The organism is Ralstonia sp. RRA, from assembly GCF_037023145.1.
GTDB lineage: Bacteria > Pseudomonadota > Gammaproteobacteria > Burkholderiales > Burkholderiaceae > Ralstonia.
On the sequence record NZ_CP146092.1, the window covers coordinates 176,054 to 191,627 of the forward strand.

The 15,574-nt window shown below is 64.6% G+C and carries 12 protein-coding genes; 5 read left to right on the plus strand and 7 right to left on the minus strand.

Annotated features, from left to right (window positions below; genetic code table 11):
* Positions 1–45: 45 nt before the first annotated feature.
* The gene (locus V6657_RS18840) at positions 46–2,679 is read left to right on the plus strand and encodes a GGDEF and EAL domain-containing protein (protein WP_048932897.1); all 2,634 of its coding nucleotides are present in this window, start codon (positions 46–48) and stop codon (positions 2,677–2,679) included.
* Between the two features lie 63 nt (positions 2,680–2,742).
* On the opposite strand, the gene V6657_RS18845 is transcribed toward V6657_RS18840, so the two are convergent.
* The 5 genes from V6657_RS18845 to V6657_RS18865 form a co-directional block, all read right to left on the minus strand.
* Entirely contained in the window at positions 2,743–2,946 is a 204-nt protein-coding gene (locus V6657_RS18845; protein ID WP_039596769.1) for a hypothetical protein, read from the minus strand.
* 460 nt (positions 2,947–3,406) lie between these two features.
* Positions 3,407–4,030, minus strand: coding sequence for a nucleotidyltransferase family protein (locus V6657_RS18850; protein ID WP_048932898.1), 624 nt, complete (start codon positions 4,028–4,030; stop codon positions 3,407–3,409).
* On the minus strand, positions 4,030–4,464 hold the full coding sequence (locus tag V6657_RS18855) for an organic hydroperoxide resistance protein (protein ID WP_048932899.1): 435 nt from the start codon (positions 4,462–4,464) through the stop codon (positions 4,030–4,032). The genes V6657_RS18850 and V6657_RS18855 overlap by 1 nt, the downstream gene beginning before the upstream one ends.
* A gap of 120 nt (positions 4,465–4,584) precedes the next feature.
* The gene (locus V6657_RS18860; RefSeq protein WP_048932963.1) at positions 4,585–6,828 is read right to left on the minus strand and encodes a xanthine dehydrogenase family protein molybdopterin-binding subunit; all 2,244 of its coding nucleotides are present in this window, start codon (positions 6,826–6,828) and stop codon (positions 4,585–4,587) included.
* A 20-nt stretch (positions 6,829–6,848) separates the two neighbouring features.
* Complete coding sequence (locus V6657_RS18865) at positions 6,849–7,307, minus strand: (2Fe-2S)-binding protein (RefSeq protein WP_048932900.1); 459 nt, start codon at positions 7,305–7,307, stop codon at positions 6,849–6,851.
* 640 nt (positions 7,308–7,947) lie between these two features.
* On the opposite strand from V6657_RS18865, the gene leuA reads away from it, so the two are divergent.
* The 4 genes from leuA to V6657_RS18885 all read left to right on the plus strand — a co-directional run bounded on the left by leuA (position 7,948) and on the right by V6657_RS18885 (position 12,376).
* On the plus strand, positions 7,948–9,660 hold the full coding sequence (gene leuA, locus V6657_RS18870; protein WP_048932901.1) for a 2-isopropylmalate synthase: 1,713 nt from the start codon (positions 7,948–7,950) through the stop codon (positions 9,658–9,660).
* A 135-nt stretch (positions 9,661–9,795) separates the two neighbouring features.
* On the plus strand, positions 9,796–10,182 hold the full coding sequence (locus V6657_RS18875) for a four-helix bundle copper-binding protein (RefSeq protein WP_048932902.1): 387 nt from the start codon (positions 9,796–9,798) through the stop codon (positions 10,180–10,182).
* Positions 10,183–10,200: 18 nt separating this feature from the next.
* On the plus strand, positions 10,201–10,677 hold the full coding sequence (cadR, locus tag V6657_RS18880; RefSeq protein WP_021193448.1) for a Cd(II)/Pb(II)-responsive transcriptional regulator: 477 nt from the start codon (positions 10,201–10,203) through the stop codon (positions 10,675–10,677).
* Between the two features lie 76 nt (positions 10,678–10,753).
* Positions 10,754–12,376, plus strand: a complete 1,623-nt coding sequence (locus V6657_RS18885) for a DUF4139 domain-containing protein (protein WP_048932903.1) — start codon at positions 10,754–10,756, stop codon at positions 12,374–12,376.
* Between the two features lie 36 nt (positions 12,377–12,412).
* Here V6657_RS18885 and V6657_RS18890 read toward each other — a convergent pair whose 3' ends face one another.
* Both V6657_RS18890 and V6657_RS18895 read right to left on the minus strand, forming a co-directional pair.
* Entirely contained in the window at positions 12,413–14,869 is a 2,457-nt protein-coding gene (locus V6657_RS18890; RefSeq protein WP_048932904.1) for a cation-translocating P-type ATPase, read from the minus strand.
* Between the two features lie 46 nt (positions 14,870–14,915).
* Complete coding sequence (locus V6657_RS18895) at positions 14,916–15,464, minus strand: alpha/beta hydrolase (protein ID WP_048932905.1); 549 nt, start codon at positions 15,462–15,464, stop codon at positions 14,916–14,918.
* Positions 15,465–15,574: the final 110 nt, after the last annotated feature.

The following is a 15,574-nucleotide window of genomic DNA, read 5'->3' on the forward strand; positions in this document are numbered from 1 at the left end:
ATTCATTGCGTGGTACTCGGGCAATACCATTGGTTGGAGCGTGGGATGCAAGACGAACTTTCCTACCCGCTGTCGGCACAAAGTCTGCCCGTTCCCCTCTATGTCGTTCTCGAAGGCCGCATCGTGTACGCCAATGCGGCCGGCATCAGCATGGTGCGCGCGCTCTCGGTCGATCAGCTGCTCGGCGAGCCGTTCTCGCGCTTCTTTCAGGATGTGCCCGCCGCGCTGAATGCGTACGCAGGCGCCGATGCTGATCCGCAGACGCCCGATACAGCCGCCGCAGAGGTGGCTTCCGCTGTTGACCTGGGCACATCCGAGGCGCCGGTCACCGTCCGGCTGACCGTCACGCCGACACGTTTCGATGGCCTGCCCGCACAGCAGGTCGTGGTGCACGGGCTGCCTTTGCCGCTTGATGCGCAACTGCCTGGCAAGGCGGGCGAGCGCATCCTCAGCGCCGAGGCCATCGGCGCGGCGTTGCCGCACGAACACCTCGATCATCTGCTGTCTACGCTGCCGTCTGCCGCGTCGCTCGGGGAGCGCCTGCACGCGGTATTGCGCGCACTTGAGGCAGCGCTGCCCACCACGCTATGCGTCGTGACGCGTGTGGTATCCGGGCGGGCGCGGTTGTATGGCACACAAGCCGCCCGCGAACAACTGGTCGCGCCAGTCTCCGGCGAGCTCGATGTTGAACTTGCACGCATCGCTCCGCTGTTGAACGACGTGGCCCCCATTGAACTGATTCGCCGGTCCAATGTGCCGGCCGCCCTGCATGAGGTACTCACGCACGTGCTTGGCAAGGCGCTGCCCGCGTGGCTATGCCGCATCCCAGCCCAGCACGGCGGCATGACGTCGAGCGGTGATCTGCTGTGCCTGTTCTACCCCACACCAGCCGCTACACCCGATGACGCTGCATTGCGCACCGCTTGCGCCAGTTATGTCAGCGCGCTGGTCAAGCTGTTGCGCCTGGAAGGCGAGTACGCCCAAGCGCGTGACCTGCGCGATCAATACCGCCTGGTCGTCAACCACTTGAGCGAAGGCGTGCTCACGCTGTCCACCGATGGCCGTGTGCTGTCGTACAACCGCAGCGCGTCCGAGATCCTGCGCTTGTCGGGCGCTTCATGGAAAGGCCGCCCGCGCATGGCACTCAGCGACATGATGCTCGGTGAAGACGGCGCCATCCTGCCGCGCGCAGCATGGCCTTCCACGCTAGCAGCACGCACCGGACGCGCCATCAGCAACGTGGTGGTGGGCGTACCAGCCGGCAATGGACAGATTGTCTGGCTGCGCGAATCCGTGCTGCCGATGTTTTCACCGGACAGCGCCTCGCCGCATGCGGTGCTGGTCATCTTTACCGATATCACCGCGGAACGTTCGACCCACGAGCAGTTGCGCCTGCTGGAAACAAAGGACTCGCTGACGGGCTTGCCCAATCGCGCGGCGTTCATCGAACGGCTCGACGCACGCCTGGCCCTGCCCTCCACCGGCCGGGCCGCGCTGCTCTACATCGGGCTGGACCACTTCAAGACCGTCAACGAGGCGATGGGCCACCACATCGGCAACCAGGTACTGAACCTGGCGGCGCAGCGCATTCGCGCCGAGGCCGGCCAGCGTGCATTGCTGGCACGCCTAGGCGGTGACCAGTTCTGCGTGGCGATCGACGACACCGACACCGTCAACGCACTCGCCCAGCAGGTGCTCGATGCGCTGGCCAAGCCTTTTACCGGCGATGACCGCGAACTGCACCTGTCCGCCAGCATTGGTGTTGCGGCATATCCGGAAGACGGCAGCGATGCCGGCACACTGGTCAGCCATGCCGAGGCCGCCATGTACCGTGCCAAGGAGAACGGCCGCAACCGCATCGCGCGATACTCGCGTGCGTTGGAAACACAGATGCTGCGCCGCTTCACCTTGAACGAACGCATGCGCCGCGCCCTCGCGCGCGGGCAGGTGCGGCTGGTGTATCAGCCCAAGTACGCGCTTGCCTCGGGCGAACTGGTGGCAGTGGAAGCGCTGATGCGCTGGTCCGACCCGGAGCTGGGCGCGGTTTCACCCACCGAGTTCATCGCCGTGGCGGAAGAGTCCGGCTACATCCTTGAGCTTGGCCGCTGGGCGCTGATGCAGGCATGCACGCAGGGCCAGGTGTGGGAACGCAACTTCGGCTTCACGGGGCGCGTGTCCGTCAACGTATCGGCGCGGCAATGCGATGCCGGCGTGATCGAGCGCGATGTGGACGAAGCGCTCAAGGCGTCGGGCATGACGTCGTCGCGGCTCGAGCTGGAATTGACGGAGAGCGTGCTGTTGGCCGATCGCCTGTCGACGCAACGTCTGCTGACGAGCCTGGCCGCGCGCGGCGTGCGCATCTCGCTCGATGACTTTGGTATCGGGTTCTCGTCGCTGTCGTACCTGCGCAGCCTGCCGATTCACAATATCAAGATCGACCGCTCGTTCATCAGCGGCGTGCCAGCGGTGGCCGACTGCGTGGCGTTGACGAAGACCATCATTGCGATGGCGCGCGCGCTGAACATGACCGTAACCGCAGAGGGCGTAGAGACGCCCGAACAATCGGCCTTTCTCTCGACACACGCCTGCGATGAGGTGCAGGGCTTCCTGTTTGGCCGCCCGCTCGAGGTGCCCGCACTCGAGAGTCTGCTGCGTTCACTCAGCCGCGCGCAGGCATAAAAAAACGGACCCGCGGTTGTCACCCGGGTCCGCTTTCGCTTGAACGATGTGCGTATCGCCGTATCAGCGTGTCGATACGTTGCCCACCAGGCCGCCCAACGCAGCACCACCCAGCGTTGCACCTGGGCCGCCGATCAGTGCGGCACCAGCGAGACCGCCTACGCCCGCGCCGATGGCGGTATTGCGTTGACGCGCCGTCATGTCGGCACAACCGGTTGCCGTCAACACCGTGGCAGCCGCCAGAAAAATCGTCAGTACCCGGACCATGTTCTTCTCCTTCAAATGCGTCGGTCGCGACCCGAGATCGCCGGGATCGTCGTCATCGCGTACCGGGAGTCTGGTCGAAGACCGCCTGACATTCTGTTTCCGGTTGTAATCAAACGTTGCAAGAAGCTCACCGTGTCAACCCGACGGGGTGTGCCAAATCCCCGAGCAATGCCGACCAAAGCCCGTCGCCACGCGGGTCGGACAACGTTTCCCACAGACTTATCCACATGTTCTGTGCATAACCCGGCATGCCGTTAACCGTTGACATGACAACGGGCTTGACGGATTCCTGCAAACGTGTCGACAACGTAAAACGGGCAGGTCTGGCGAAAGTTATCCACATCGTGTGCGGCCGTTACATCAAGCAACAAATCCTTGTGCGTCAATCGGTTGCGACCGGTTTCGCAGGCGGTTTGGGCGTTGCTGTGAACAAATTGTGCAACTGCGAAGAATCGGGGCGCTACGCCAGATCAGCGGGGGTATCGACATCGCGCAGGATGCCGGCGTCGTTGCTGTCGATCCGGACGAGCATGGCAGGATCAATCAGGCGCCGCGCGCCTTCATCGCCGTCGAGCGAGGTCAAACCGGCAAAGAAATTGGCGCCGAAGCCGATGGGGTGGCCACGCTGCCCTGCGTGGAACGGCGCCACGCAGTGGTGCGCGTCGAGCGCCTGCGCAACCTGCGCAATGGTCTCGGGGGCAATCCACGGCATGTCAGCCAGGGCGATGACCCAACCGCCTGCGTCGGGACGAGCGCCAACGCCTGCCGCCAGGCTGGCACCCATGCCGTTGGCCGCCGTCGGGCATCGCACGACATCACAACCGGCCTCGGCCAACAGCACAGCCAGTTGCTCAACCTGCGCGCCATGCGTAGCGGCGGCGGGCACCACGGCCACCACATCCCCCACGGCTTGCCGTAGATGCCGCGCAGCCTGCACGGCGACAGGCGTGCCCGCCTGTATACCGCCACCGTCAGGCAGCGTGGCGAGCAGCTTGTTCACCGCACCCGCAGGGTCGAACCGGCTGCCGCGGCCCGCGGCCAGCAATACCCCAACAACAGCACCAGCAACGGGCCGCTTGTGCATCAAACCACCTCAGTCTTGAGCGTGACTTCCACGTTGTTGCGCGTGGCGTTGGAGTACGGGCACACCTCGTGTGCCGTGGCCACCAGCTTGTCAGCATCAGCTTGCGACAGGCCACCAACGCGCGCGGTCAGCCCGACCTTCAGGCCGAAACCGCCTTCGGAACGCGTACCAATGCCCACGTCACAGTGAATTTCGACGCTGCTCGGGTTGAGCTTGAGCATGCTCTTGGCGACAAAGTCGCATGCCGAGCCGAAGCACGCGGCATAGCCGGCGGCAAACAAGTCTTCTGGCGTGGTGGTGTTGGGCTTGCCTGGGCCGCCCATTGCCTTCGGGATCGACAGGTCGTGCGAGACCTGGCCATCGTCGGTTTGCGTGTGGCCGTTGCGGCCGCCTGTGGCGGTGGCGTGGGCGGTGTACAGGATGTTCAATGCCATGACGTGCTCCTCCGGGTGGAAAGACAACACAAGCGCGGACGCAAGAAACAGTCCGCTGAACAATAAAGCCGGCACACATTGCTGCATGCCGGCTCCAATCGCATCACGCGATGATGACAATTACACCGTGTCGAACGGCAGCTTGCGAAGGCGCTTGCCCGTCAACGCAAACACCGCGTTGGCCACGGCCGGCGCGATCGCGGGTGTACCGGGTTCGCCCAGGCCGGTCGGGTTGTCTTCCGACGGCACGAAGAACACGTTCACCGGTGGCGCGTCCGGCATGCGCACGGGCGGGTAGTCGGGGAAGTTGCTGTTCTTGGTCGCGCCGTTCTCGATCTCGATGGCAAAGCCCGGAGCAATCATCGCCAGGCCGAACACGCAGGCACCCTGGATCTGCGCTTCCGCACCCATCGGGTTGACCACGCGGTTGGCGTGCACACCGGCTGTCACGCGATGCACGCGCGGCTTGCCCTTGTCGATCGACACCTCCACCACATAGGCCACCACCGACTCGAACGATGCGTGCACCGCCACGCCCCAAGCCTGGCCTTTCGGCAGCTTGCGCTTGCCGTAGCCGGACTTGTCAACGGCCAGTTGCAGCGCGGCGCGATGACGCGCGTGCTCCTTGTCGGTAAAGCGCGCCAGGCGGAAGGCCACCGGATCTTGCTTGGCGGCGTGCGCCACCTCATCGACCATCGTTTCCATCACGAAAGCCGTATGCGTGTGGCCAACCGAGCGCCACCACAGCACCGGCACGTTCACGTCCGGATGGTGCACCGTCAGCTGCAAGGGGAAGCCGTAATCGTTCTCGATCACGCCTTCGACCATCGTGCTGTCGACACCGTTCTTGACCATGAACGCCTCGAACGGCGTGCCCTTGAGGATCGACTGGCCGACGATCACGTGATTCCAGCCGACCACCTTGCCGCTGTTGTCGACACCCACGTCCACGCGGTGCAGATGCATCGGGCGGTAGTAGCCGCCGCGGATGTCGTCCTCACGGCTCCAGATCACCTTGACGGGGCCACTGTGGCCTGCGGCTGCATACGCCTTGGCCACGTTGGCGGCTTCCACCACGTAGTCCGACGTGGTGATCGCGCGCCGGCCAAAGCCGCCGCCAGCCATCATCGTGTTCAGCTCGATCTTCTCTGGGGCCACGCCCAGCACCTTGGCGATCGCACCCTGGTCGATGGTCTGGAACTGCGAGCCGACCCACACTTTCGCGCCACTGATCTTGCCGCCAGCACTCTGCACGTCGATCGTGCAATTCAGCGGCTCCATTGGTGCGTGTGCGAGATACGGAAACTCGTAGTCGGCCTGAATGCGCTTGGGCGCCGACTGGATGGCGTTCACGTCAGCCGGCTTGGCCACCGTGCCGGGCTGGCTGGCGAGCTTTTTGTACGCCTCCATCAACGCTGGCGTCGACACCGTCGAGCCGGTGTCTTCCCAGCTCACCTGCAGCGCGTCGCGGCCCTGCTTGGCCGGCCAGTAGCCATCGGCAATGACGGCCACACCCGTGCCGCCACGATCCGTCGGGATCTGCAGCACATCGACCACGCCCTTCACAGCCTTGGCCGCTGCTGTGTCGTACTTGGCCACCTTGCCGCCAAAGCGCGGCGGGCGAGCCAGCACAGCTACCTTCATGTTCGGCAAGCGCGTATCGATGCCGAACTTGAGCGAGCTGTCGAGCTTCGCACGTGCATCCAGACGCGGCGTGGGTTTGCCGACAATACGGAACTGCGACGGGTTCTTCAGCGTGACCTGCGCCGGCACCGGCAACGCCATCGCGGCTTGCGCCAGCTCGCCATACGTGGCGCGGTTGCTGCCCGAGGTGATCACGCCATTGGCCGTCTGGCACGTAGAAGGATCCACATTCCAACGCTGCGCAGCAGCCGAAATCAGCATGGCGCGTGCGCGCGCACCCAGCTCGCGGTATTGCTGGAACGAGTGGTTCAGCGCAGTGGAGCCGCCCGTCATCTGGATGCCGAAGCCCGGGTCCTTGTACGGATCGCCCGCCGGCGCCAGGACGCCGCGAACATTGCGCCAGTCGACGTCGAGTTCTTCCGCCAGCGCCATCGGCAACGCGGTGTGCACACCCTGACCAAACTCCAGACGGTTCACCGCCACGCTCACGGTGTTGTCCGGGGCAATGATGATGAACGCCTGCGGCGGCGAAGGCGGCTTGGCCTTCGCGTCCTGTGCGCCTGCCAGCACCGGCGCAATACCAAGTGCAAGACCGCTGCCGGCCAGCGACGTGAGCTTCAGAAAGCTACGGCGATCCAGTGTCGCCACACCTGCGTCCGCAGAGGCCGGTTGAGGGTGCGCGCCGCCACCAGCCAGTGCTTCAAGATTTCGAATACGCATCATGAATTCTCCGGTGGGGCTCAGGCCAACGACTTCGCGGCGTCATGAATCGCCGCGCGGATACGCTGGTACGTCGCACAGCGGCACAGGTTGCCGGCCATCGCGCTGTCGATGTCGGCATCGGTCGGCTTCTTCTTGCTGCGCAGCAGACCCACCGCGCTCATCATCTGGCCGCTCTGGCAATAGCCGCATTGCGCCACGTCGTGCTTGATCCAAGCGTCGAGCACAGCCTTGCCGACCTTGTCATCGGCGATATGTTCAGACGTGGCGATCTGCTGACCGGCCACCGCGGAGATCGGCAGCACGCAACTGCGCGTGGGCTGACCATTCAAGTGCACCGTGCACGCACCGCACGACGCAACGCCGCAACCGAATTTCGTGCCGGTCAGGCCGAGGTTGTCGCGCAGCGCCCAAAGCAGCGGCGTCGACGGATCGGCATCAACTTCCACCGGTTTGCCGTTGATGTTCAACGTGACCATTGTGGTGTTCTCCTTGTGGGGCATGAGGGAGTCTTACCGTTATAAAGCCTTTGATACAGCGGGCCGGCGGTATGGACGGGGTGTATTAAAGCAGGTTCGCTTACGTTTTGCTGGCGAGTACTTCACATGGGATTTCCGGCGGACGAGGCGATTTGCCGCCCTGCCAGGTGCGATCCGGAACCGTCCGATTTTCGCCCAGGCAACTTGACAACGCCCGCGTCCGCCCGCAGTATCGAAGAATGCACTCCCAGCAGATCGCCCTTCTCACCGCTCCTGCCCGCACCCTCTCGTGCGTGCGCGGTCTGCTATCGCTATCCGCTTCCCTACTACGCGTGTAAGCGCGTAGACCTCTCTTCCCCCCCTCGTTCCGGTGTTTGACTGGTCCGTTGCGCAACAGGCGACGGGCCTCGTCTGATGTGGCGTCATCCGGTAATCCGTTCACCGATTTGGAGCTTCGCATGCCGACCTCGATCCTGCTTTCGCTACGACTACTGACCCGACTATCGCCCGGCAGCCAGACCACGCGCCCGTGGCTGTCTGGCCGCCACACCCGCACCCCGAACCCGGCCACGCCGGACGCCGCACGCGCGGTCGTCCCTGACGTAATCCACCGATCTCGATCTCACAGGACATCCACACCATGTTGAAGAACCCCGCCACCAAGTACCGCCCCTTCCCCCAGATCGCCCTCGCCGATCGCACCTGGCCCAACAAGACCATCACCCGCGCCCCGATCTGGATGAGCACGGACCTGCGCGATGGCAACCAGGCCCTGTTCGAGCCCATGAACGCCGAGCGCAAGATGCGCATGTTCAAGATGCTCGTGCAGATCGGCTTCAAGGAAATCGAAGCCGCCTTCCCCGCTGCCTCCCAGACCGATTTTGATTTCGTGCGCGAGTTGATCGAAGGCGGACACATCCCCGACGACGTGACCATCGAGGTGCTCACGCAGGCACGTGAAGACCTGATCCGCCGCACGATGGAATCCCTGCGTGGTTCCAAGCGCGCGATCATCCATCTCTACAACGCCATCGCGCCGGTATTCCGCCGCACGGTATTCAATACCGACCAGGAAGGCGTCAAGCGCATTGCCGTGCAAAGCGCCAAGCTGATCCGCGAGATTGCGGAGACGATGCCTGAGACGCAGTGGACGTACCAATACAGCCCGGAAGTCTTCAGCGGCACCGAACTGGAATTTGCGCTGGAAGTCTGCAACGCAGTGACCGAGGTCTGGGACCCCAGCCCGACGCACAAGATCATCTTCAACCTGCCGGCCACGGTGGAGATGGCCACGCCCAACATCTACGCCGACCAGATCGAGTGGATGCACCGCAACCTGGCGCGCCGCGATTCGATCATCCTTTCCGTGCATCCGCACAATGACCGTGGCACTGCGGTGGCCGCGGCCGAGTTGGCGGTGATGGCCGGCGCCGACCGCGTGGAAGGCTGCCTGTTCGGCAATGGCGAACGCACCGGCAACGTGGATCTCGTTACGCTCGCGCTGAACCTGTACTCGCAGGGTGTCGATCCGGCGCTGGATTTCTCGCACATCAATGACGTGGCACGTACCTGCGAAGACTGCACGCAACTGCCCGTGCACCCGCGCCATCCGTACGTGGGCGACTTGGTGTTCACGGCGTTCTCTGGCTCGCACCAGGACGCGATCAAGAAAGGCTTTGCGGTGCAACAACCCGATGCTCTCTGGGAGATGCCCTATCTGCCGATCGACCCGGCCGATGTGGGCCGCACGTACGACTCGATCATTCGCGTGAACAGCCAGTCGGGCAAGGGTGGCATCGCGTATCTGCTGGAATCGGGCTACGGCGTGGCGATGCCGCGCCGGCTGCAGGTGGAGTTCAGCAGCACCGTGCAGCAACTGACCGACGAAAGCGGCCGTGAAGTCACTGGTGCCGACATCTGGGCACTGTTTCAACAGACGTATCTGCGCACGGATGGCGCCGTCGGCTATGTATCGCACCGCCTGACAGAACAGGATGACGGCAGCCAGCACATCCGCCTGGTGGTCAACATCGACGACCATGAGCACGTCTGTGAAGGCACCGGCAACGGGCCGCTGGATGCGCTGGTGCACGCGCTGTCGCACGTGCTGACGGCACCCGTGTCGGTCCATCACTACGAAGAGCGCGCCTTGGGCCAGGGCGCCAATGCCGATGCCATTGCCTTCGCAGAGATGGCTGCACCGGGTGTGGCGGGCAGCGTGTTCGGCGTGGGTGTGGATGCCAACCTGACGACAGCGTCGATTCGTGCGGTAGTGGGTGGTGTCAATCGCCTGATAGCGCGTGCCGGCACTGGCATGCTGCGCAGCGGCAAGAGCGCGGCACAAGCGGCTTAACGCCCAGTACGCACAAGTCGGCCTCACGCAGTGGAGCGCCAGTTGCTAAATTGGAGAGATGCGGCCCGGGCACGCCCCGGCCCATCCCTTCCGAAGCGCGCAAGCGTGCACGTCCACTGCCAAAGGAGAATCGACATGACCAATCGTCCGACCGCGAAAGACAATGCCAAGCGTTTTGCCAGTGTGATCCAGGCGCTTCATGCTTGCCAAACCGCTTGCGAGCATTGCGCGACGGAATCCGGCAAGAACGGCCACGCTGAAACCATGGCGCGCTGCATGAGCCTGTGTACGGACTGCGCAGAATACTGCGCCATCACGCGCAGGTTCCTGGAGCGCAATAGTGAATTTGCTGAACTGCTGCTGGAAGACTGCGCCGAGATTTGTAACCAGTGTGCGGAAGAATGCGATCATCACGGCCAAGGCCATTGCAGCGGCTGCGCAACCGCCTGCCGCGCCTGCATGAGCGCCTGCCTGAAAGTCGCTGGCGTTGAGGCAGCCACCGCTGAACCGACCGTTTTCTAATCCCCTTTTTCAACGCATATGAAAATTGGCGAGCTCGCCCAGCGCACGGGCATCAGCATCGAGACCATCCGTTTCTATGAAGCGCAGGGCCTGCTGCCGCCGCCGGCGCGCGCCGCCAACAACTACCGCGTCTACACACCCGAGCATGCCGAGCAACTGGCCTTCATTGCGAAGTGCCGGTCGCTCGACATGGCGCATACCGAAATCCGCCGGTTGCTGGAACTGCAGAGCAACCCGCAGGCCTCGTGCGAGGAAATCAATCATCTGCTGGACGACCACCTGCGCCATGTTGAAGCACGCATTGCCGAGCTGACCGAACTCAAGCGCCAGATCGAATCGATCGGGCTGCGCTGCACGACGGCCGCATCCGTGGCGGAATGCGGCGTGCTGCAGTCGCTGCATGAAGAGCCGGTCGCCACCAGCCCCCACGGCCACAACCATGATCATGGCGAGGCCGAACACGCACATCGTCACATCCGCGGCGTGCATCGCTGACGGGCCATACCTGCTGCCGGGCACGTCACTTTGACGTGCGATACTCGCCGCATTTCACGACATGTGGATGGGGCGGATGAAGACGAAAACGGCAACGCATTTTCTGCATCAGCAACGCATGGCGCTCGGCGCGGTCACGATGGCCGCCGCTGCGGCAACGCATGCCGCAACGCCATCGCGCATCACCGATGTCACGCTGTATCCGGATAGCGCCACGGTTGTGCGCACCGCCACCGTTGCCGCCGGTGCACGCAGTGTCGAGCTGACCTGCCTGCCAACCACATTCGATGCCGACAGCTTGCGTGTCGAGAGCGAGAGCGCCATCCGCGTGGGTGATGTGCGTGTGGAAACCGTGCCCAGTGAAGGCAGTACTTGCGCAAAGACTGCCCTGGAAACTCAGATCCGCACTCTCCAAGATCAGCGAGCCGCGCTCGACGTGCAACTGCAGGCGAACGCGCTGTCGGCCAGCTACCTGAAGGCGGTAAGTGAACGTACCGGCGGCGATGGGCGTGCACCGGCCACGGACTTCTCAACACTGGGCCGCGCCACCGATGCGCTGGCGCGTAACGCGCAGGAAGTCTTCACGCGGCAAGAGCAACTGAAGAAGCGCGACGCCGAGTTGAAAGCGCAGCTCGATGCGCTGCAACGCACGCATGGTTCGGGCGCCGACACGCTGCGCACAGTTCGCATTGCCGTGGCAGCACCGCGTGGCGGCGAATTGCGCGTCAGCTACCAGACCGCGCGTGCGGGCTGGCGGCCGGCATATCAGGCAAGTGTGGATTCCGTGCACTCGAACGTCGTCGTTGAGCGACAGGCAACAGTTGCGCAATCAACCGGGGAAGACTGGCGCGGCGTTCGGCTGCGGCTGTCGACGGGCCAGCCACGCAATACGCCTCGTGGTCCGGAGCCGTATGCATGGCAACTGGACATCCAGCAACCGCAGCCCACACCCAAAGCCGCCCCTGCGCCGGTGTTCTCAAGGGCAGTCGCGCCGGCAGCCGTCGCCTCGGAAACCTCGCGCTGGGGGCTTCGTGGGACGGAAGACGCCCCGCTCTTTGACGTCAACACCATCCAGACCACCTTCTCCACCGAATTTGAAGTCCCCGGCGCCGTGGAACTGCCGTCCGATGCGCAGAAGGTGACCTTCTCGCTGGCAAGCGAAACGCTGCCCGCCAAGCTGACGGCGCGCAGCACACCCCGCATGGATCGCGCTGCTTACCTGATCGCGACCGTGGATCGCCCGCAGGGCGTCTGGCCGGGCGGCACGTTGCAATTGCGCCGCGACGGCGCGGTCGTGGGGACAACGACGTGGAATCCGGCAGGTGAAGACCAGAAGATCACACTTCCCTTCGGCCGCGATGATTTCGTGACGGTGGTGGTGGAAACACCCAATACCTTCCAGCGCAGCGTTGGTTTGCTCGACAACCGCAACGAGCGCCAGCTTGGGGCGCTTTACACGGTGCGAAACCAGCACCGTGACGCGATCACCGTCGAGATCCTAGAAGCCACGCCGGTCAGCCAGTCCGACGACATCAAGGTGCGCTCAACCTTCTCGCCGGAGCCGGCCAAGCGCGACTGGGAGCACCGCCCGGGCGTGATCGCATGGGAGCAGACGATTCCGGCCGGACAGAGCGCCCGCTTCTCCGCCGACTACCTCATCACCTACCCGAAGGACGCGCGCGTCACCGGCTTGCGTTGATGGTCTTCTCGTGCACGCGCTGTCGGATCGCGATGATCAGACGCGCGTGTGCATCACCCGCAGCCCGTTGAACACCACCAGCAGGCTCGCGCCCACGTCGGCAAAGATGGCCATCCACAGCGTGGCGTCACCCATCACGGCGAGTGCGAGGAACACCGCCTTGATGCCGAGTGCCAGCACGATGTTCTGACGCAGCACCGCCACCGTGCGACGGCTGATGCGGATGAAGCCGGCGAGCTTGCGCGGGTCGTCGTCCATGATGGCGACGTCCGCAGCCTCCAGTGCCGTGGCCGTGCCCGCTGCGCCCATGGCGAAGCCGATGTCGGCGCGTGCGAGGGCCGGGGCGTCGTTGATGCCGTCACCGACCATGCCGACAAAGCCATGCTGTGCGGCAAGTTCGCCCACCACGCGCTGCTTGTCGGCGGGGAGTTGCTCGGCATGGACGTTGTCGATGCCGACCGCCTTGGCGATGGCCTGTGCCGCGCGGCGGTCGTCGCCGGTAATCATGACGGGCTGCACACCCAGTGCACGCAGCTCAGCGATGGCCTGTGCGCTTTCCGGGCGCTCGCGGTCACGCACGCCGAAGAGTGCCACCGCACCGTTCGTGTCGCACAGCGTGACGGCGGACATGCCTTCAGCCTGCAAACCTTCCGCGGCGGCGCGCCAGTCGGCGGTATCAAAGCCGCGCTCAGCCACCAGTGCGGCGTTACCGAGGTGCCAGCGCACGCCACCCAGCGTGCCGGCCACACCACGGCCCGGCAGCACGGACAGGTCCTCAACCGCGCCCGCATCTACGGCGCCATGCGCTTGCGCAGCCTGCACAATCGCCACGGCAATCGGATGCGTGGTATTGGCGTCTAGCGCGGCGGCCACAGCCAGTGCCTGCAGGTGGGCGCCATCCGTGGCGACACTCAGATCCGCCACGGCGCGGCGCGTGCCCCGCGTGTCATCAGGCAACACCACGGCATCCAGCACCGGGCGGCCAGCAGTGAGCGTGCCGGTCTTGTCCAGCGCCAGCGCACGCAGGCGCCGGCCGCTTTCCAGATAGACACCGCCCTTGACGACGATGCCGCGTCGCGCCGCTGCAGCCAGGCCGCTGACCACCGTCACCGGCGTGGAGATCACCAGTGCGCAGGGGCAAGCGATCACCAGCAACACCAGCGCGCGATACGTCCACGTCAGCCAACCATCGGCAGTAACCAGGGGCCCGCCCACGGCAACCGCCAGCGCCAGCAGCATCATGGCGGGCGTGTAGATGGACGAGAACTTGTCGACGAAGCGTTGGGTGGGCGCGCGCTGCGACTGCGCTTCCTGAATGGCCCCAGCGATGCGCGCGAGCGTGCTGTCGGCGGCCACCGCCGTGGCTTCGGCCTCGATCACGCCGTCGGTGACGATGGTGCCGGCAAGGATGGTGTCGCCCACGGTCTTCTCCACCGGCAGGCTCTCGCCGGTGACGGGCGATTCGTCCAGCGCTGCGCGGCCGCTCACGATGCGTGCATCCACTGGCACACGGCTGCCCGTGCGTACTCGCAGGCGTGCGCCGATGGCGACCGTGTCAACGGCCACATCACGCCAGCCGCCATTGCCGTCAGTCAACTCTGCAGTATCGGGGGCGATGGCAATCAGTGCGCGTACCGCATCCCGGGCACGCACCAGGGCGCGTGCCTCAATGGCTTCGGCCACGGCAAACAGGAAGATCACCATGGCCGCTTCCGCCCACTTGCCGATCAGCAGCGCGCCGATGACGGCCACCGCCATCAGGAAGTTGATGTTGAACGTGAGCGCGCGCACGGCAATCCAGCCCTTGCGCAGCGTCGGTCCGCCGGCCAGTGCGATAGAGGCAAGCGCCAGCGCCAGCACCGGCCAAGCGTGATCCCCCAGGGACCAGGCGATGGCTTCCGCGCCAAACGCGGCCACACCGCCGATACCCAGCAGCCACGTGCGACGCGAGATGCCAGTGGGCTCAGCAGACGCCGCAGCCGCGCGGTCATGCGCCTCCAGCACCTCGCCATCCATGCCGATGGCGCGCAGCGCTTCCAGGAACGGCGTGACGTCGTCCACGGTGTGGTGGATGGTGAGGTGGCGCTCCAGCAGGTTGAAATCCAGCGCGATCACGCCGGCGGCGTTGCCCAGCTTGTTGCGGATCATGCGTTCTTCGGTCGGGCAGTCCATCTGCTGGATGCGGACCTTCGTGCGTCCCTTGGCGCGGGCCAGGACCGCGGCATCAATGGGGGCAACTACCGGTGCCGGTCCGTGTGCATGCGCATGATCGTGGCTGCAGCTATGGCCCTTGCCGTCCGCCTGCTCATGTTCGTGGTCATGGTCATGTTCATGGTCGTGACCGTGGTCATGGCCGTTTCCAGGCTGGTGCGCGTGGTCGGCAGACTCCCGTGCAACGGGATGATCGTGACCGCAGCAACCGCCGCAGCCAGACGCTTCCGGCTTGGCGGCGTGGTTGTGGGATAGGAGGGCGGAGGCGAGATCTGGTTTCATGCCTCCATTCAAAACCCTGAAGAAGCTTTAGGGTCAAGCCCTCATCTCAAATAGGGCTTTTGCTCCACTTAGTAACGATGGCGCGGGCTTCCGGCCAGTCGCCCAGGTCCGATTCGGCATTGATATGACCGCGCGCCCCCAGATCGATGGGCGTAGCGCCCCAGGCTTCGGCCTGTTGGCGGCTCCAGACGGCATCGCTGAAGGGGTCGTTGGTGCTGAAAATGAGGGTGGCCGGAAACGGCAGACACTGCTGCGGCACCGGCTGGAAGTCAATCAGCTCGGGTGGCGAATCTTCGCGGCCAAGCTGCGGTGGCGCCACCAGCAAGGCACCGCGCACGCGCGCTGTGTGGGCAGATGCCGCTGCCCAATGCGCCGTCAGCACGCAGCCCAGGCTGTGCGCCACCAGCACGACATCACCCGGTGCGTCACGCACGGCTTCATCCAGTGCGGTCACCCAGTCGGTCCGTTTGGGGGTGAACCACTCGCGCTGCTGAACACGGCGATCCCCGTGCAACGCCTCCCAGCGCGATTGCCAATGTTCGGGGCCGGAGTTCTGCCAGCCAGGCAGGATCAGGATGGTCGGGGCAGTGCTCACAGAGTCTCCAGCATCGGGTTGGAACGCGCCACATTCTGCCGGGATTTTCCGAGCGGCGCCTACATCACTTATCGTCAAATCAGCTCAATCCATCCAAATATTCGGTTTCA